Here is an 18,970-nt window from a genome sequence, read left to right as displayed (position 1 = left end):
ATTAAGAAAAAGAATTATTTTAGCGCAAAATTGACTCAAGCAACGGTAATGAATTACGAAATCAAAACACAGGGCAAATTCAAGTTCATCGAAGAAGGGGAAGGAGAGCCGGTAATACTTTTGCACGGACTGTTCGGTGCCCTGAGTAATTTCAGTGGAACGATCGAGTATTTCAAGCAGTTCAATAAAGTGGTGATCCCCATGCTGCCCTTGTTTGACCTGAATATCCTGGAAACCTCCGTAGGCGGCCTGGCCAAATACGTGCACAAATTCATCGAAGCCCTCGACTATAATAATTTCCACCTCATGGGCAACTCCCTGGGTGGTCATGTGGCCCTCGTTTACATCCTCAAACACCCCGAAAGGGTCAAATCCCTCATCCTCACCGGTAGCTCCGGGCTGTTCGAGAACGGAATGGGCGAAACATATCCCAAACGCGGCGATTACGAATATATCCGCAACAAGACCGCGCTCACGTTCTATGATCCTGCCATGGCAACGAAGGAACTGGTAGACGAAGTATTCGAAATTACCAGCAACCGCCTGAAAGTCATCAAGATCATTACCCTCGCCAAATCCGCCATACGCCACAATCTCGGCGAAGAGCTCACCACCATCAAAACCCCGACGCTCCTCATCTGGGGCCTCAACGATACAGTGACGCCGCCCATGGTAGGCGAGGAGTTCCATAAGCTGATCCCCAATTCCGAACTGCATTTTATCGACAAATGCGGCCACGCGCCCATGATGGAAGTGCCCGACGAATTCAACCGGATCATGCACGACTATCTTCAGCGCCTCAACAACAAAACCGTCGCCGGAGCCTGACAACCGCCCGTCATCGCTGCTGCGCCATTGCTCCGCGATTCCGTAATTTTTAATAGCGCATCCGCTGGCTATTGGAATATTCTTTGCTATTATTGTAAAAGAAACACGATCTCTATGTTGGTGCAGGAACTTATATCACCCGTTGTACCGGTGCTGCTGCCGCAGGATACCGGTGCCAAGGCGCTGCGGCTCATGAATGAATTTCATCTGACGCATTTGCCGTTGGTGGTGGATAACAAGTACACCTACCTCGTGGAAGAAGACCAGGTGCTGGACTGGGAAGACCCCGACCAGCTGCTGGAAACCGTTCCGCCAGGCCCCCTCAGGCCCGCAGTGCCCGAAGGCGCGCACTTTTATGAAGCCCTGAAAGTGTTTTACGATTTCAAACTGTCTGCCCTCCCCGTCATTTCGCGGGAAGGTGAATATCTCGGCGTCATCACCCGCGAAAACCTCCTCGCCGCCCTCGCCATGTATAATGGCGTCAAAGAGCCAGGCGGCGTGGTAGTGCTCGAAATGGAACCGCGCGACTATAGCCTCAGCGAAATCGCGCGGATCGCCGAAAGCAACGAAGTCTCCCTCCTGAGCGTAAATACCCTCACCAATCCCGCCACCGCCAAACTGGAAGTGGTGCTCAAAACGAACCGCCAGGAAATGCAGGGGCTCATCGCCACCTTCGAAAGATTTAATTACACCATCAAATACATGTTCAGTGAAGAGCAGGAAGAAGATCTCCTCAAAAAGAACTATGATCTGCTCATGAACTACATCAGCATGTAGTTTTCGAAAATGCAACTGTTTGCGCTCTGTTTTTAACATATCCGGCCTGTGGCTCTGCCTCCTCGCCGCACTGCCCGCCCGCGCACAGGTCGTTGACTCCGCCGCCAGTCCAGTGCCGCAGCAGTTGACCGTTTTGCAGGATACGTCGTACATTATCGTACGGGATATCGTTGTGGCCGGCAACAAACGCACCCGCCGATCCATCATCCTCCGCGAAATCGGCATCAAACCCGGAGACACCATCCGCCTCCGCAACCTCAACACCACCCTCGAAGCCAACCGGAAACAATTGCTCAATACTTCGCTGTTCCTCAATGTTTTGTACAATGTCAAAGACTGGCAGGGGAATGAAGCCAACATCGTGTTCGACGTCTGGGAACGGTGGTACCTCCTCGCATTCCCCGTTTTCAAACTGGCCGACCGGAACTTCAACCAATGGTGGGTGGAACAGAAGAAAAGCCTCCGCCGCGTGAACGTAGGCGTGAAAGCCTGGCAGGATAACCTGACCGGGCGCAACGACGAGCTGTATACCGATATTTCTTTCGGGTACACGCAGAAGTTCGTGCTCGGGTACACCCTTCCCTACATAGACCGCAAATTGCGCCATGGCATAGGGTTTTCGGCTTCATTCAGCCGCAACCGCGAGATCAATTATATTTCGGAAAACAACAAGCAGCAATTTTTCCGGCAGGATGATTTCCTCCGCCGGCAGATGGCTTTCGGCGTAAGTTATACCTATCGAAAAGCGATTTCCACCCGCCACCAGGCCTTTCTGACCTATTTCAGCGAACAGGTGGCCGATTCCGTGGCCGTACTCAACCCGGATTATCTCGGCAAGGGGCGGAACGGCGTACATTATGCGGAACTTTTGTACCGGCTGGATTATATCCGGGCAGACAGCTGGCAGTATCCGCTGGTGGGGCATTCGTTCCGCGGCGAGATATCCAAAGCCGGATTTGGGCCGGTGAACGACATTCATTACGTAAAAATCCGGCTGAAGGGGGCCAAATACTGGCAATATGCCCCCAAAACATACGGTGCCGTGAGCCTGCTGGGCCAGGCGAAATTCACGGACGAGCTGCCATATGCGGCTTCCCGGGCCATGGGGTACCAGGAAGATTACCTCCGCGGGCTGGAATATTATGTGGTGGACGGCACGGCGTTCTTCATCCTGAAAAATACCCTGCGGCGGGAATTGCTTAACTTCAGGATGAAGCTTCCCATCGTCCCGAAAAAATTCAGCAACCTGCCCATCCGCGTGCTGGCGAAAGCTTATGGCGATATGGGATATGGATATTCCAGGCACGGCCTCAACGGGCGCTTGAGCAACCGCATGCTGTACACGGCCGGCATGGGGATCGACGTGGTATCTTTTTACGACACCTGTGTCCGCTTCGAATACAGTATCAACCAATTGGGAGAAAAAGGACTATTTTTACACGCTAAACTGGATATGTAAAATGCATGTAGCCCTTTACAGCCGCGGCTTTGTCAAGGAAGACCTGGAAGATATTCAACTGTTGCTGAACGAACTGGCAAGGCAGGAAATAGTGCCCGTCGTGTATGAGCCCCTCTACAAGGAGCTCTGCGCGCACATCCAGTTTTTCCCTCAAACCGATACGTTCTCCTGCGCCGAAGACCTCGACGGCCGCATCGAATTCCTCGTGAGCCTCGGGGGAGACGGCACCCTGCTCGATACGGTGAGCTTCATCCGCGATAAAAACATCCCCGTGATGGGCGTGAACTTCGGCCGCCTGGGGTTCCTCGCCGGCATTGGCCGCAATGCCGTGCATGAAGTGGTGGATTCTCTCGTGAGCCGGAGCTATGTGGTAGACAAGCGGACGCTCCTCCATCTCGACGCCAGCACGCCCCTTTTCGGCGATGTGCCCTACGCGCTCAACGAATTCACGATCCACAAAAAGGATACCTCTGCCATGGTGAAAATCCACACCTACCTGAACGGCGAGTTTCTGAACACTTATTGGGCAGACGGGCTCATCGTGGCCACGCCTACCGGTTCTACCGGCTATTCCCTCAGCTGCGGCGGGCCGATCGTGTTCCCCGAAGCCGCGAACTTCGTCATCACGCCCGTGGCGCCCCACAACCTGAATGTTAGGCCCATCGTGGTGCCCGACGATAACGTGATCTCGTTCGAAGTGGAAGGCCGGTCAGACCAGTTCATCTGCACGCTCGACTCGCGGATGGAGGTGATCGATAACCGGGTGCAACTGGCCGTGAAGAAGGAGGATTTTACCATTCAACTCTTGCGCCTGAACGAAAGTAATTTCCTGCATACGTTGAGAGACAAGCTGTTGTGGGGGATCGACACGCGAAATGCGCGGGGGAAATAACTGTGGCGCACTTTTTTTGTCATACGAAAATGCCCTAAATTACGTTTTAGTCATATTTATGCTGATTACGCGAATTTTATGCAAGACAGCCGGGATAGCGGCGGTTTTGTGTGCCGGGTGGCTCAATCCCGCCATGGCGCAGAACGAGCTGAGCTATGTGGGGGAACTGGGCTTTACGGCCGGGGCAGCCCATTATTTCGGCGATCTCAACACGCACGGCGGGCTGAAGGCGCCCAAGCCGGCGATCGGCATTTTCTACCGAAAGTATTTCAACGATTATATCGGGGCCCGTGCGCATTTCAGGTTCATGAACGTGGGATATTCGGACGTATACAGCTCCAACGACTTCCAGCGCCGCCGGAACCTGAGCTTCAACTCAAACATATTTGAGTTGGCGGTGCAGGGGGATTTTAATTTTTTCCGGTTTGAGCCGGGGAGCCAGGATTATCGTTTTTCGCCGTATTTGACGGTGGGGGCATCGGCGTTCCATTTTAACCCGTATGCATATTACCAGGACCGTAAGTATTACCTGCAGCCTTTGGGGACGGAGGGGCAGCATTCCGGTCTTTTTCCCGACAGGAAGCCATATTCTCTCTATAATTTCGCGTTTTTGATCGGCGGAGGGCTGAAATACAGCCTGAACCGGCGTTTGAACCTGGGGCTGGAGGTGTTGTACCGTTTCGCGCAGACAGACTATCTGGATGACGTAAGTACCACCTACGCGGGGCTTTCTGCCTTCCCCAACAAGCCGGACGGCAGCAGTACCATCGCTGCTATTTTGCAGGACCGGTCTACCGTCACCTCCAACCCGCCCATCGGCGAGGTGGGCCGCCAGCGGGGCAATAGCCGCGATAAAGACCAGTTTGCCACCATCGAGATCACTTTGGGCATCCTTTTCACTTCCTACCGCTGTAAATTTTAACCCGCTAAGCCGCTGCGGACGGCCATTCCCGTTAAAACTACGTTAAAACGGCCCGCCCCCCTTTGCAGGAAAGGCCATAAAGTTATTTTTGTATCTTTGCACACTTTTAGTAAATCTGTATTAATACGCCTGAACTAGTCATGAGTTTGAAGGATCAATTAGACCTGCAACGACTGCCCCGACACATCGCCATCATCATGGACGGTAATGGCCGATGGGCCAAGGAGCGGGGTCAGGACCGGCTGTACGGGCATCATCAGGGAGTGGAAAGTGTGCGGGATATAGTGGAAGGTTGCGCCGAATTGGGCGTCGAATACCTGACATTGTACGCCTTTTCTACCGAAAACTGGGACCGCCCGGTTTATGAAGTCAACGGCATTATGGAGCTGCTGGTGACTACCATCCGCAAGGAAGTAGACACCCTCAACCGAAATAATATCCGGCTGCATGTGATTGGAGACATGAACATGTTGCCCCCCCATTGCCAGCGCGAACTGGAGGAAGCACGGGAAATCACCTCCCATAACGGAGGCCTGAACCTCGTGATGGCCCTCAGCTACAGCTCCCGCTGGGAAATTCTCGAAGCCGTGCGCGCCATCGCACGGGACGCGAAAGAAGGAAAAATCAATCCGGAAGATATCAACCACGAAAGCTGGTCAAAATATCTCAGTACTTCCCAACTGCCCGATCCCGAGCTGATGATCAGGACCTCAGGGGAACACCGCATCAGCAATTTCCTTTTATACCAGATCGCCTACGCGGAACTGTATTTCACCAATACCCGCTGGCCAGATTTCCGCAAGGAAAACCTTTACGAAGCCATCCTCAATTATCAAAACAGAGAACGTAGATTCGGCAAAACAAGCGAACAAATACAGCAGAATGAAGAAATTGTTTCCTAAAAGCCTACTGGCCGTAGTTTTATGTTGCAGCGCGGGGTTAACTGTGCGTGCCCAACAAAGGGATACGGTACCCCTGCCGAACCCTCCGGCGGGAATCAGCCCCTGGTCCCTGGGCAACCCACAACAGTACGAGATAGCCGATATCGCCGTTTCAGGCACCGAGTTCCTCGACAAATCCCTCCTCCTGTCCCTCTCCGGCCTTAACGTGGGCGATAAAGTAGTGCTGCCCGGCGACCACTTCGCCAAGGCCATCCAGGCACTCTGGGGACAACGACTTTTTTCCAACATCGCCATCTATATCATCAAAATCGAAGGAGAAAAAATCTGGCTGGAAATTTCCCTCGTGGAAAAACCCCGTATGTCCAACTTCTTCTGGAAAGGGATTAAAAAATCGGATGGCGACGAGCTGACCACCAAGGCCGGTATCCGCAAGGGAAGCGTTGTTACCGAAGCCATGCAGCAAAACACTTACAACGTTATCCGTAAATACTACGCCGATAAAGGTTTCCGTAACGTGTCCATGAGAATGGACATCCGCAAGGATCCCCCGCCGGCCGTGAATTCTGCTACCGTGTATTTCTTCGTGGACAAGGGCCGCAAGGTGAAAGTGAACGATATCAACGTGGTCGGCAACTATAACGTCGCCGAAAACACGATCAAGAAGAAAATGAAGGGCACCAAGGAATTGAGCCACTTCACCCTTTACCCCGATTTGGCCAACGCCTGGATCGACAGCATGGCCACCACCGACACCTACTGGCAGGATATGGGATGGCTCTCGCCGACCCGCACCCTTCAGCAGCTGGACCCTTACTTCCGCTTCAAGCTCTTCGCTTCCGCGAAATTCAACGACGCCAAGTACGAGGAAGACAAGGAAAAAATCGTAGCCTACTACAACTCCAAAGGCCACCGCGATTTCCAGATCGTCGACGATACCCTGTATAACAACGCCAAAGGAAACCTGAACATCGAAATGAAGGTGGACGAAGGCAAGAAATATTATTTCGGGAATATCACCTGGAGAGGGAACACCGTGTATAGCGACACCATCCTTTCCCGCGCCATGGGCATCCAGAAAGGTGACGTGTATAACCTCGAACTGCTGAACAAACGACTCGGAACGCCTCCCGGCCCCGAAGGCGGAGACATCAGCTCGCTGTATATGGACGATGGTTACCTCTTCTTCCAGATCGACCCCGTGGAGATCGGTATCCGGGGAGACACCATCGATTTCGAGATCCGCATGCAGGAAGGGCCCCAGGCCACCATCAAGGACATCCGCATCGCCGGTAACGAAAAAACCAACGAACACGTTGTCCGCCGCGAACTGAGGACCATGCCCGGCGATAAGTTCAGCCGCCAGAACCTCATCCGCTCCCAACGCGAAATTTCCCAGCTCGGCTTCTTCAACCCCGAAACCATCGGCATCAACCCCGTTCCCAACGTACAGGAAGGCACCGTGGACATCGATTATAAAGTGGAAGAAAGAGCGAACGACCAGCTGGAACTGTCTGCAGGCTGGGGCGGGTACATCGGCCTCACCGGTACCCTCGGCGTAACGTTCAACAACTTCTCGCTGCGCAACATCTTTAAAAAGGAAACCTGGGACCCGTTACCTTCCGGCGACGGTCAGAAACTCAGCGTTCGTATATCCTCCAACGGTAAGGCTTACCGTTCCTACAACTTCTCCTTCACCGAGCCCTGGCTCGGCGGGAAGAAACGGAACCCCTTCTCCGTAAACTTCTACAGCACATACCAGAACCCGAACGCCTTCGCGGAATATTATAATATGCCCGTTGCCAACAAAGGCGCATACTTCCGGGTACTCGGCGGTTCCGTTTCCATCGGTAAACAGCTGAAATGGCCAGACGACTTCTTCTCCATTATGTACGCGGTGAACTATCAGCGTTATAAACTGAAAGATTTCAACTACTTCGGCCTCGCCGGCTTCGATAACGGTACGGCCAATAACCTGTCGCTCCGTATTACCCTCGCGCGCTCTTCGGTAGACCAGCAGATCTTCCCGCGCAGCGGTTCCAGCTTCATGCTGTTCGGCCAGTTCACACCGCCGTATTCCGTTTTCAATCCCGACAAGGATTATAAATCCCAGCCGATCGCAGACCAGTTCAAATTCATCGAGTACCAGAAATACCGCATGAACGCCGAATGGTACGTGCCGCTGTCGCGCCCGCGCGGTACCGACAACAAGTCGCTGGTACTGAAAGTGGCCGCCAAGTTCGGTTATGTAGCTGCCTACAACGGCCGCACCACGCTTTCGCCTTTCGGCCGTTTCGAACTGGGTGGCGACGGTCTGAGCAACTTTGCGGTGTATGACCGCGACATCATTTCGCAACGCGGTTATCCTGTATATTATACGTCTAACCCGAAACTCAACCCCGAAAGCGGTTCTCCCCCGAACGGGTACTCCGGCTTCACGATGTTCAATAAATATGTCGTGGAACTGCGCTATCCCTTCAGCCTGAACCCGAGCTCCACGATCTTCGGCCTCATGTTCCTGGAAGCAGCGAACGGTTACCGCGATATCAAGGAATACGATCCGTTCCGCCTGCGCCGCTCCGTTGGCCTGGGTGCGCGGTTCTATCTCCCCATGTTCGGTCTGCTCGGTTTCGACTATGGCATAGGTTTGGATAGATTAACACCCGGAGGCGGGCTCAAAAATGCAGGTAAATTCACCTTCATGCTGGGCTTTGAGCCGGAATAAGAAAATTATTATATATTGCGAAGCCTGATTTTCGCATAAAAAAATTACGACCGATGAAAAGAATCTTAATTACCATGATTTTGGTGCTCGGTGCCTTCGGCGGCGCCTTCGCACAGCGGTATTGTGTAATTGATACGAAATATATCCTGGAAAGCATTCCTGACTACAAAGACGCGCAAAAAAAGCTCGACGCCGTAGCGGAACAATGGCAGAAGGAAATCGACGCCAAATTCCAGGAGGTAGATAAAATGTACAAATCCTACCAGGCCGAATCGGTGATGTTGACAGACGATCTGAAAAGAAAGCGGGAAGATGAGATCATCGCCCGTGAAAAAGAAGCGAAAGACCTGCAGAAGAAAAGATTCGGTTATGAGGGCGACCTGTTCAAGAAACGCGAAGAACTGGTGAAACCCATCCAGGACAAGATCTACAATGCTGTTCAGAAGCTGGCTGCCAGCAGGATGTACGACTTCGTGCTTGATAAATCCGGCGGTATCACGGTCATCTTCGCCGATCCGAAACTGGACAAGAGCGAAGAGATCCTGAAGGCGCTGGGCGTGAAAAAATGATCCCTTGAGACATCAGACCTATAAAAATTAAACATTCTACATTCTTTTAATCAACAAGACAACATCATCATGAAGAAGTTAGTAATCATCGCTATTGTCGCGTTCACCGGGTTTTGCAGCGTGAAGGCCAATGCACAGACCAAAATCGCGCACATCAACACCCAGGCTTTGATCGAAGCGATGCCCGATTATAAAAAAGCACAAACTGAAATCGAGACCTATGCTGGTACCCTCGAGAAAGAGAGCCAGGCGCTGATCGCCGAGTACAACAACAAGGTTGCTGCCCTCGAAAAAGCGCCTAAAGACCAGAGCGAAGTGATGAAAGCCGCTCAAATCAAAGACATCCAGGACATCCAGAAGAGAATCCAGGATTACGAGCAAATCGCCCGCGAAAGAATCCAGAACAAACAGAACGAACTGCTGAAGCCCGTATACGATAAAGCCCGCAAAGCGATCGAAGACGTTGCCAAGGAGAAAGGTTATGCTTATGTGATCGACAACTCCGGCGGATCCCTCCTGGTTTCCCCCGCTGCCGACGACATCCTCGCCCCGGTGAAAACCAAACTGGGCGTACCCGCAACCGCAGCTCCCGCAGCCGCTAAATAAGCTGAAAGCTATTAAGAAAAGGCCCGGTATCTTGCCGGGCCTTTTTAATGCATTGAATATCAGAGGAGAAAATGAACGGAAAGGACAATTACCTTGGATTTTTCCAAGTTTTTCAGGATTGTACATTGCTGAAAATCAATAGATTAATCAATCACACTAACGGAGCTTAGATTTTTCTATCCATTCCATTTCATTTTTAGATAAAAAAACCTACCTTTGCCTTCCGTTTTAAACGGGGCTGATCACAGTCTGCCCGCCCGAAAAACGGATGGGTAAACAGTTTTAAGTACAAGTAGAAAATATTAAAAACGATGAAACGTACTTTTCAACCGCACAACAGACGCAGAAAGAGCGTACACGGTTTCAGAAAGAGAATGGAAACTGCCAACGGCCGTAAAGTATTGGCATCCCGCAGAGCTAAAGGTCGCAAAAAGCTGACCGTATCTGACGAGCGCAAGCTGAAATAATTCCGTCATTAACTCATATTGCCATAAAAACTTATTCTTTTAACAGAGAAGAGAAGTTAAAGAGCAGGAAAATGATTGAAACGCTTTTTCGTGAAGGAAAAGCGTTTTCTATTTTCCCCTGGCGCGTGATCTACATGCCCGCCAGCCTCACAACGGACAAATTCCCCGTTCAGGCCGGCTTCAGCGTGTCGGCACGCAAGTTCCCCCATGCGGTAGACCGCAACCGCATCAAACGCCTCGGCCGCGAAACGTACCGCCTCCAAAAACAGGTTTTGTACGACGCACTCCTCGCCAACTCCCGCCAGATGGCCGTTTTTTTTATCTACGTCGACAAAAAAATCCCCGATTTCGCTTCCCTCCAGCCCAAATTTTCGGTAATTTTAGAGAAACTCGCCAGGGAAGCCGGTAGAAAAGAACAGCCATGAAGCGATTGATGCAAATTTTGAGTATCCCGTTTATTTTGTTGATCAAGATCTATCAGTGGTGCATCAGCCCGCTGCTGGGCGCCAAGTGCAGGTACACCCCCACTTGCTCGCAATACGGCCTCGAAGCACTAAAGAAACACGGCCTTTTCAAAGGAGGATGGCTCGCCGCCAAAAGAATCCTCAGTTGCAACCCCTGGGGCGGTCACGGTTACGACCCCGTGCCCTGATTCAATCATCCCGAAACACTGACTCGCATGCGGAAATCCAGGAAAATCATATTGTTCGCGCTCATTGGCATCGCCGGTCTGGCACTCGCCTTCCGCAGCAGCGACAAATACTTCCTCATCGCCAAAAACCTAGACATCTTCGCCGCGTTCTACCGCGAGCTCAATACCTATTACGTAGAAGACCTCCCGCCCGATAAACTCATGCAAACCGGCATCGAAGCCATGCTCGAAGAAACGGACCCCTACACCGACTTCGTCCCCGAAGAAGAGCTCGATGAGCTCCGGTTCATGGCCACCGGCAAATACGGCGGCGTTGGCGCTTCCATTTACACCGAAGGAGACTGGACCTCCATCACAGACGTATACGAAGGCAGCCCCATGGACAAAGCCGGCGTAAAAGCAGGAGACGTCATCGTTTCGCTCGACGGCAAAAGCGCCAGGAACATGGAACAGGAAGAGGTCAGCCGTTACCTCAAGGGAACGGCCGGCACCCCCCTCAACATCGTGCTCCGCCATCCCCTCAACAACACCGAAAAAACATACCGCATCATCCGCGAAGACATCAACGTGAAACCCGTGAGCTTCAGCGGCGTGATCCGCAAAAATATCGGGTACATCAAAATGACCCAGTTTACCGAAGGCAGCGCCGAACAGGTACAACAGGCATTCGAATCGCTCAGGAAACAACATCCCGGCCTCGCCGGCGTGGTGCTCGACCTGCGCGGCAACCCCGGCGGCCTCCTCGAAGAAGCCGTTTCCCTCTCCAACATTTTTATCGACAAAGGCAAACTCATCGTTTCCACCCGCGGGAAAGTGAAGAGCTGGGACCGGGAATACAAGACCAGCCTGTCGCCCATCGATAACCATATTCCCCTCGCAGTGCTCACCAGCCGCTCTTCCGCCTCCGCATCGGAGATCGTGGCGGGCGCGGTACAGGACCTGGACCGGGGGCTTGTGGTAGGACAGCGTTCCTACGGCAAGGGGCTCGTGCAAACCACCCGTCCGCTCCCCTACAACGCCAAGCTGAAAGTGACGACCGCGCGCTATTACACGCCCAGCGGCCGTTGCATCCAGGCGATCGATTATGCGCACAGGAATGAAGAAGGCGAAGCGGACTATGTGCCGGATTCCCTCCGCAAATCGTTCACCACCGCGGCCGGAAGGCCCGTGAAAGACGGCGGCGGCATCGAGCCGGATGCGCGCGTGGAAAGCACTGTGCTCAGCCAGATTGCCATCACCCTCCTGCGCAAACAGTTCATCTTCGACTATGCCACCCGGTACTATTACGCACATCCCCAAGTTCCCGCCACCAGCGCGGATTTCGTAACCGACGGCATTTTCGATGAATTCCTGAAGTTCCTGGACGGCAAGGATTACAGCTACAAAACCCGCAGTGAAGAAGCATTGGACAATTTCAGGACCACCGCGTCCCGCGAGAAATATTACGACGGGCTCACCAAGGAATTCGAGGCGCTCCAGGCGAAAATGAAGCACGACAAAAAGCAGGACCTGCTCCGTAACAAAGATGAAATACGCCAGTTGCTCGAAGAAGAAATCGCCAACAGGTACTTCCCCCAGGCCGGGCGCATCGAACGGTCGCTGGCGTGGGATAAAGACGTGGACGAGGCCGTGACCCTGTTGCAGAGCCCACAGAAATACCAGCAGCTGCTGACCCGTAAGTAACGATCCGCCAGCCGTTTATCATAAAAATAGTTTAGCCATGCACGATTTGTTGCATGGCTAAATTGTTTTTCGTTCTTTTATAGCGACGCAATTGTATCCTCTACATATGAGTAACCATCGGTATTTCGCAGCATTCATCGCTTTATTTTCGCTCGCGGCCTGTACGGCCGGAAAGCGTGCCCGCACGGCCACATCTACGCCCGTCAGCGTGCTGAGCTACAACATCCATCACGCCAATCCGCCTTCGGCCGAAGGCAAAATCGACATCGACGCCATTGCCCGGGTGATCGCCGATGCGAAGCCCGACCTGGTGGCTTTGCAGGAAGTGGACGTCCATACAACGCGCTCCGGCAGCGGGTTGCACCAGGCGGAAGAACTGGCGGAGCGGGCCGGGATGAAGGCTTTCTTCGCGAAGGGGATCGACTATGCGGGCGGGGAATACGGCATCGCCGTGTTGTCGAAATACCCGGTGATCGAGACCAAACGTTATGCATTGACGACGCTGGCGGGAACGGGCGGAGAGCCCCGCGCGATGGCCACCATGCTGGTGGAATTGCCCGGCGGCAAAAGGGTGTTGATGGCCTGCACACACCTCGATGCACAGCGGAACGACAGTAACCGCATCGTACAGATGCGCGAAGTGACGGAGATTTTGTCGAAACAACCATACCCGGTAATTTTGGCGGGAGATATGAACGCCTCCGCCGGAGGGCCCGTCATCCGGCAGCTGGACGCGCATTTCAGCCGTACCTGCAGCGATTGCGCCCCTACGATCCCCGTGGAGAGACCGCGCCGCTGTATCGATTTCATCGCCTATTCGAAAGGGAAATTTTCGGTGATCAGCCATGAAGTGATAAAGGAAACTTACGCTTCCGACCATCTTCCCGTCAAATCCGTCTTGCAACCTGCATTCTAGTTGCCATTGTATTTGCTGAAATAATTAACTAAATTGAACAATCGAGCAACCACACGTACACGTAAAATCTATAAAAGTATCTACTCATGACCGACAAGAACAAAAACAATTCCCGCCGTGGCTTTATCAACAAGCTGGCGAAAGGAGTTGTGGGAGCTTCGCTGATCCCGAATATCATCACCGCTGCCGACCGCCAGAAAAGCCTTCAGCAGCTGGCGCGCCAGAAAGATCATTACAGCGCCAACGACAATATCCAGATCGCACTCATCGGCGCCGGCGGCATGGGCACCGAAGACGCGAACACAGCCATCAAGGTGCCCGGTGTGAAACTGGTAGCCGCCTGCGACCTGTACGACGGCCGCCTGGCAGACGCGAAGAAGAAATGGGGCAGCGACATTTATACAACCCGTGATTATAAGGAAATCCTGCAAAGGAAAGATATCGATGCCGTGATCATCGCTACGCCCGACTCCTGGCACAAAGACATCTCCGTTGCCGCCATGAACGCCGGCAAGAGCGTGTATTGCGAAAAACCCATGGTACATGACGTGAGCGAAGGTTCCGCCGTAGTGGACGCGCAAAACCGCAATAAAGGCGTGGTTTACCAGGTAGGCAGCCAGGGCGTTAGCTCGCTCGGTAACGAAAAAGCCCGCCAGCTGCTGAAAGACGGCGCCATCGGCGAGCTTAACTACGCAGAAGGCTTCTGGGCGCGTATGTCTGCCTTCGGTGCATGGCAATACCCCATCCCGGCAGACGCTTCCCCCGCTACCGTGGGTTGGGACGCGTTCCTCTCCAACAACAAAAAACGCGACTTCGATCCGCTGCGCTTCTTCCGCTGGAGGAACTACCGCGACTATGGTACCGGCGTTTCCGGAGACCTGTTCGTGCACCTGTTCAGCAGCCTCCACCTGGTGACCGGCTCCATCGGGCCCGAGAAAATCATGGCTACCGGCGGTCTCCGTTACTGGAAAGACGGCCGCGAAGTACCCGACGTGATGCTCGGCATGTTCGACTATCCGCAAACCGAGATCCATCCCGCATTCAACCTGTCGCTCCGCGTAAACTTCGTAGACGGGACCGGCGGCACCAACTACCTGCGCATGGTAGGTAGCGAAGGCTCCATGACCGTTGAGTGGGACCGCGTGACCGTATACCGCAATAAAAATGCATCCGATGCTTCCGACCCGCTGTCTGCCGGCAAAAACGCCCGCGACAACGGTAAGCAGTTCGTATACGAAAGAAAGCACATGATGGACCCCGACAAGCTGGTCTACGAAGCGGAAGAAGGCTACAAAGGCGCGCATTTCGACCACTTCTACAACCTGTTCAACGCCATGCGTACCAAAGGTAAAGTGGCGGAAGATGCCATGTTCGGCTTCCGTGCCGCGGCACCTGCGCTGCTGTGCAACGACAGTTACTTCCAGAACAGGATCATGCATTGGGACCCGAAAGCGCTCAAAGTCGTTAACAAATAAAATCGTATCGGTATGTTGAAGAGAGGGATCGTACCCGCGTTTGCGGTAGCCGCGCTGGGGCTTGCCTCCTGCGGCAGCGGCGCTGCTGAGGGTGAAAAGAAAGACTCGGTATCGGCAGGCAACGAAAATGTGGCCGCGGCTCCCGTTGCCGCAAACGCTTTGTCTGACGACGAGAGATCCGCCGGCTGGAAACTCCTGTTCAACGGCCAGAACCTCGACGGATGGCGCGTTTATAAGGGGAAAGACGGCAAAACGTGGAGCGCCCTCGATGGTACGCTTCATTGTACCGGCAGCACTACCGATAAAAGCGATATGCGCGGAGACCTCATCTCCACCGACCAGTACGAAAATTTCGAGCTGGAGGCAGACTGGAAGCTGGCGCCACAGGGCAATAGCGGCATCCTCTACCTGGTGACCGAGGCGTTCGACGCGCCGTACATGAGCGGCCCGGAATACCAGATCATCGACGACAACAACTTTCCCGAAAAGCTCGAAGACTGGCAGAAATCAGGCGCCAACTACGCCATGAACCCGCCCGCGAAACTGGCGGCGAAGCCCATCGGCGAATGGAACCACGCCCGGATCGTTGTGAACAAGGGCCATGTGGAACATTGGCTGAACGGCGAAAAAGTGGTGGATACGCAGATGTGGACGCCGGAATGGGAAAAGGAGAAAGCTACCGGAAAGTGGAAAGACTACAAAGGGTACGGCACTGCGAAAAAGGGCCATATCTGCCTGCAGGACCACGGCAGCGAAATCTGGTTCAGGAACGTGAAGATCAAGCCGCTGTAAGGATGGCTAACGAAATAAGAAGCCGGTCGTCTGGTGACGACCGGCTTTTTTTATGCGGAGGGTGCGCTTATTTGAAGCGTTTGCTCACTGCGTCCCAGTTTACCACGTTCCAGAAAGCGGCGAGGTACTCTGCGCGGCGGTTCTGGTATTTGAGGTAGTAAGCGTGTTCCCACACGTCTACGCCCAGGATGGGAGTGCCTTTCACTTCTGCCACGTCCATCAGGGGATTGTCCTGGTTAGGGGTGGAAGAGATTTCGAGTTTGCCGTCTTTGAGGATCAGCCAGGCCCAGCCGGAGCCGAAGCGGGCAACGCCAGCGGCGTTGAATTTCTCTTTGAAGGCGTCGAAAGAGCCGAAAGTGCTGTTGATCGCGTCTGCCAGGGCGCCGCTGGGCGTGCCGCCGGCGTTGGGGGCGAGGGATTCCCAGAAGAAGGAGTGGTTCCAGTGGCCACCGCCGTTGTTGCGTACTGCGGGGCTGATGCTGCCGGCTTTGGCAACCAGCTCATCGAGGGATTTATTTTCGTTCTCGGTGCCTGCGATAGCCTTGTTCAGATTGTCTACATAAGCCTGGTGGTGCTTACCGTGATGGATTTCCATCGTCATTTTATCGAAGTGCGGTTCCAGCGCATCGGACGCATACGGTAATGCAGGAAGGGTAAAAGCCATAATCCAATTTTTATGGGTGAAGAAATTGAGTTGTATTAGAGCATCAAATTTACGGCCGGATTCCGGAATTGTCAAACCCTTTATCGCTCTTGTTGTTATACCCTTTGTTAAGCCCTGGGAGACCATGTGGAGTTGCGTTTGGATATATGGCTTTTTATTTTATATTTACATCAAGGTGTTATAACATTTGCAGTGCGAATTTTTATATTCGTATAGTATTCATCGTTAGTTTTCACTATTGTTTGTTTAAAACATTCATAATGCAGGACATGGGCACAGAAAGTCGCGATTCTCATGATGCACTGTTATCGGAGAATGCGCAATTGAGGAGCCGGCTGGAGCATCTGGAAGCCATTATAGACAAGGTTCCGGCGATGCTGTACACGTCCAACAACTCCAAAAAGGCAGTGAACTGGTGCAACGTTCAACTGACAGACACGCTGGGGTACAGTCGTGACGAAATTTTATCGCTGGGCACGGATTTTTTCCGGCAGGTAACCCACCCGGACGATATGAGCATCCTGGCCATTTCGCAGCAGAAGTTTTCGGAAAAGAAGACGATGTTCGGCGGGGTGATGCGCGTGCGCCGGAAGCACGACCCGGACTGGTTCTGGGTGGTGGGGCTGGGTTTGCCGTTCACGTTCGACGCGCATGGGAATGTGGTGGACGTGATTTGCGTATTCCTCGATTTTTCGAACGCTTTGGACACGGGTAACCAGATCTCGGAGGCGCTCCGCGTAGTGCTGCGCCGCCGGAACGAAGACGTATTGAACAAGCTGACCGCCCGGGAAAAGGACATTTTCATGCTGGCCGCGCGCGGCTTCAATAACAAGGAAATTGCGGAACGGCTGAACCTGAGCCGGTATACTGTTGAAACCCACCGGAAAAATATCCGGTTAAAATTAAAAGTCAGGAATACGCCCGAGCTCGTGGCCCTCGCCAGGCAAATCGGCGTACAATAACCCCCTGACCCATACATGATTATCAACTTACATAAGTTCAATTCGTAATTTATAAAATCGCTACAACGCAAGTGCGGACGGGGCTTCGGCGGGTAAAAATACCCAAGCTTGGGTATTTTCCGGCGTTGCAAACTCCACTAATTTAGTAGCCTGAAAAGAGAGATTCAGAGATACCGGAGTTCATTTGGATAGTTTTTTGAGAGGTAATACTTATCGCTATGATAACCGAAGAGAAGGCGTATGATATCCTGGCCCTGGACAATTCCGCCACACCCGAGGAGATAATTGCCAGATATCAGACATTAAAGGACCAGTACAGGAAAATCAAAGAAGAGACGGCCGACCTGAAAACCCAGTTGGCATACCAGCTTAAGCAGATAGAACTGGATGATGTGTTCATTTTTTTCCGGAACGTTCAGAAAATATAATCAAGATATATATTCCTGCTTCGCCGAAAGCTCGGCGTTGTGGGCGCATTCATTGTTTGTTAGCTTACAAAAGCCCTTGCACCCGGTCTTGCATCCTCCTGTTTGAAAACCCACTTATACAGCATCATGATGCTCCGGTAAAGGAATTTGATTACCTTCAGGTCCTCAATTCCTTTATACTATGGATAACATTATTTTGTATGTGCTCATTGCCCTGGCGGTCCTCGTCGTGCTGTCATCGTTCGTTACGGTGCAACAGGGAACGGTGGGCGTAACCACCATTTTCGGCAAGTACAACCGCCTCCTCACCCCGGGCCTCAATTTCAAGATCCCCATCATCGAAAAGGTCTTCAAACGCATCTCCATCCAGAACCGCTCCGTGGAGCTGGAATTCCAGGCCATTACCATAGACCAGGCCAATGTATACTTCAAGGCCATGCTCCTGTATTCCGTGTATAACCAGGAAGAAGAGACGGTCAAGAACGTAGCCTTCAAATTCATGGACGAACGCTCTTTCATGCAGGCGCTCGTGCGCACCATCGAAGGCTCCATCCGCGGGTTCGTAGCCACCAAACGCCAGTCTGAAGTACTCGGCCTCCGCCGCGACATCACCGAGCACGTGAAAGAACAGATCGATCAAACCCTGGAACAGTGGGGCTTCCACCTCCTCGATCTCCAGATGAACGATATTACGTTCGACGAAGCCATCATGCGCTCCATGGCGCAGGTAGTAGCGTCCAACAACCTGAAAGCTGCCGCCGAGAACGAAGGCCAGGCCCTCCTCATCACCAAAACCAAAGCCGCCGAAGCCGATGGTAACGCCATCAAGATCGCCGCGGAAGCCGAGCGCCAGGCCGCCCAGCTCCGCGGTAAAGGCGTGGCCCTCTTCCGGGAAGAAGTGGCCAAGGGTATGAGCCTCGCCGCCCGCGAAATGCAACAGGCCAACATGGACACTTCCGTGATCCTGTTTTCCATGTGGGTAGAAGGCATCAAGAATTTCGCCGAAAACGGCAAAGGCAACGTCATCTTCCTCGACGGCTCTTCCGAAGGCATGGAAAAAACCATGAAGCAGCTCATGGGCCTCAACCAGATGATGGCCCCCGAAAACATGCAGTTCAAGAAATAACAGCGCATTTTTTATAGCACGAAAGCGGCCCCCGGCGGGCCGCTTTCGTTTTTTCACTACATCCCGCCGCTCCGCCATCCCGGCTTCCCGTTCCTGTACTTCACCGGCTTCCCGTTGAATTCCCGCCT

The 18,970-nt window shown here is 53.1% G+C and carries 20 protein-coding genes; 19 read left to right on the top strand and 1 reads right to left on the bottom strand.

Annotated features, from left to right (window positions below; genetic code table 11):
- Positions 1-48 precede the first annotated feature (48 nt).
- The 16 genes from EJ361_RS11410 (at position 49) to EJ361_RS11335 (ending at position 15,662) form a co-directional block, all read left to right on the top strand.
- Complete coding sequence (locus EJ361_RS11410) at positions 49-828, top strand: alpha/beta fold hydrolase (protein WP_126245748.1); 780 nt, start codon at positions 49-51, stop codon at positions 826-828.
- Between the two features lie 114 nt (positions 829-942).
- On the top strand, positions 943-1,605 hold the full coding sequence (locus tag EJ361_RS11405) for a CBS domain-containing protein (RefSeq protein ID WP_126245747.1): 663 nt from the start codon (positions 943-945) through the stop codon (positions 1,603-1,605).
- 19 nt (positions 1,606-1,624) lie between these two features.
- Complete coding sequence (locus tag EJ361_RS11400) at positions 1,625-3,064, top strand: POTRA domain-containing protein (RefSeq protein ID WP_126245746.1); 1,440 nt, start codon at positions 1,625-1,627, stop codon at positions 3,062-3,064.
- Between the two features lies 1 nt (position 3,065).
- Complete coding sequence (locus tag EJ361_RS11395) at positions 3,066-3,956, top strand: NAD kinase (RefSeq protein WP_126245745.1); 891 nt, start codon at positions 3,066-3,068, stop codon at positions 3,954-3,956.
- Between the two features lie 133 nt (positions 3,957-4,089).
- A complete protein-coding gene (porG, locus tag EJ361_RS11390; protein WP_240646610.1) occupies positions 4,090-4,878 on the top strand; it encodes a type IX secretion system protein PorG in 789 nt (262 codons plus the stop codon).
- 140 nt (positions 4,879-5,018) lie between these two features.
- Entirely contained in the window at positions 5,019-5,780 is a 762-nt protein-coding gene (locus tag EJ361_RS11385) for an isoprenyl transferase (protein ID WP_126245743.1), read from the top strand.
- A 43-nt stretch (positions 5,781-5,823) separates the two neighbouring features.
- The gene (locus tag EJ361_RS11380; protein ID WP_240646609.1) at positions 5,824-8,502 is read left to right on the top strand and encodes a BamA/OMP85 family outer membrane protein; all 2,679 of its coding nucleotides are present in this window, start codon (positions 5,824-5,826) and stop codon (positions 8,500-8,502) included.
- Positions 8,503-8,555: 53 nt separating this feature from the next.
- Entirely contained in the window at positions 8,556-9,071 is a 516-nt protein-coding gene (locus EJ361_RS11375; protein ID WP_126245741.1) for an OmpH family outer membrane protein, read from the top strand.
- Positions 9,072-9,140: 69 nt separating this feature from the next.
- A complete protein-coding gene (locus EJ361_RS11370) occupies positions 9,141-9,677 on the top strand; it encodes an OmpH family outer membrane protein (RefSeq protein ID WP_126245740.1) in 537 nt (178 codons plus the stop codon).
- A 311-nt stretch (positions 9,678-9,988) separates the two neighbouring features.
- Positions 9,989-10,144 (top strand): 50S ribosomal protein L34, encoded by a 156-nt coding sequence (gene rpmH / locus EJ361_RS11365; protein ID WP_012788729.1) that lies wholly within the window; start codon positions 9,989-9,991, stop codon positions 10,142-10,144.
- Complete coding sequence (locus tag EJ361_RS11360; RefSeq protein ID WP_317126933.1) at positions 10,141-10,569, top strand: ribonuclease P protein component; 429 nt, start codon at positions 10,141-10,143, stop codon at positions 10,567-10,569. The genes rpmH and EJ361_RS11360 overlap by 4 nt, the downstream gene beginning before the upstream one ends.
- Positions 10,566-10,796, top strand: coding sequence for a membrane protein insertion efficiency factor YidD (gene yidD / locus EJ361_RS11355; protein WP_126245738.1), 231 nt, complete (start codon positions 10,566-10,568; stop codon positions 10,794-10,796). The genes EJ361_RS11360 and yidD overlap by 4 nt, the downstream gene beginning before the upstream one ends.
- Positions 10,797-10,823: 27 nt before the next feature.
- A complete protein-coding gene (locus tag EJ361_RS11350) occupies positions 10,824-12,479 on the top strand; it encodes a S41 family peptidase (protein ID WP_126245737.1) in 1,656 nt (551 codons plus the stop codon).
- A 106-nt stretch (positions 12,480-12,585) separates the two neighbouring features.
- Positions 12,586-13,395, top strand: coding sequence for an endonuclease/exonuclease/phosphatase family protein (locus EJ361_RS11345; RefSeq protein ID WP_126245736.1), 810 nt, complete (start codon positions 12,586-12,588; stop codon positions 13,393-13,395).
- 86 nt (positions 13,396-13,481) lie between these two features.
- Positions 13,482-14,870, top strand: a complete 1,389-nt coding sequence (locus EJ361_RS11340; protein ID WP_126245735.1) for a Gfo/Idh/MocA family protein — start codon at positions 13,482-13,484, stop codon at positions 14,868-14,870.
- 12 nt (positions 14,871-14,882) lie between these two features.
- Positions 14,883-15,662: a 3-keto-disaccharide hydrolase gene (locus tag EJ361_RS11335; protein WP_126245734.1), complete on the top strand. Its 780-nt coding sequence runs from the start codon at positions 14,883-14,885 to the stop codon at positions 15,660-15,662.
- Positions 15,663-15,729: 67 nt separating this feature from the next.
- On the opposite strand, the gene EJ361_RS11330 is transcribed toward EJ361_RS11335, so the two are convergent.
- Positions 15,730-16,326 carry a superoxide dismutase gene (locus EJ361_RS11330; RefSeq protein WP_126245733.1) on the bottom strand — a complete coding sequence of 199 codons (597 nt, stop codon included), beginning with the start codon at positions 16,324-16,326 and terminating at the stop codon, positions 15,730-15,732.
- Positions 16,327-16,595: 269 nt separating this feature from the next.
- On the opposite strand from EJ361_RS11330, the gene EJ361_RS11325 reads away from it, so the two are divergent.
- The 3 genes from EJ361_RS11325 (at position 16,596) to EJ361_RS11315 (ending at position 18,842) form a co-directional block, all read left to right on the top strand.
- Complete coding sequence (locus EJ361_RS11325) at positions 16,596-17,288, top strand: LuxR C-terminal-related transcriptional regulator (protein WP_164714195.1); 693 nt, start codon at positions 16,596-16,598, stop codon at positions 17,286-17,288.
- Between the two features lie 218 nt (positions 17,289-17,506).
- On the top strand, positions 17,507-17,716 hold the full coding sequence (locus EJ361_RS11320; RefSeq protein ID WP_126245731.1) for a hypothetical protein: 210 nt from the start codon (positions 17,507-17,509) through the stop codon (positions 17,714-17,716).
- A 181-nt stretch (positions 17,717-17,897) separates the two neighbouring features.
- On the top strand, positions 17,898-18,842 hold the full coding sequence (locus tag EJ361_RS11315; RefSeq protein ID WP_126245730.1) for an SPFH domain-containing protein: 945 nt from the start codon (positions 17,898-17,900) through the stop codon (positions 18,840-18,842).
- Positions 18,843-18,970: the final 128 nt, after the last annotated feature.

The sequence above is a fragment of the Chitinophaga rhizosphaerae genome, assembly GCF_003958645.1.
GTDB classification, from domain to species: domain Bacteria; phylum Bacteroidota; class Bacteroidia; order Chitinophagales; family Chitinophagaceae; genus Chitinophaga; species Chitinophaga rhizosphaerae.
This window is presented reverse-complemented; position numbering and strand designations above follow the sequence as displayed.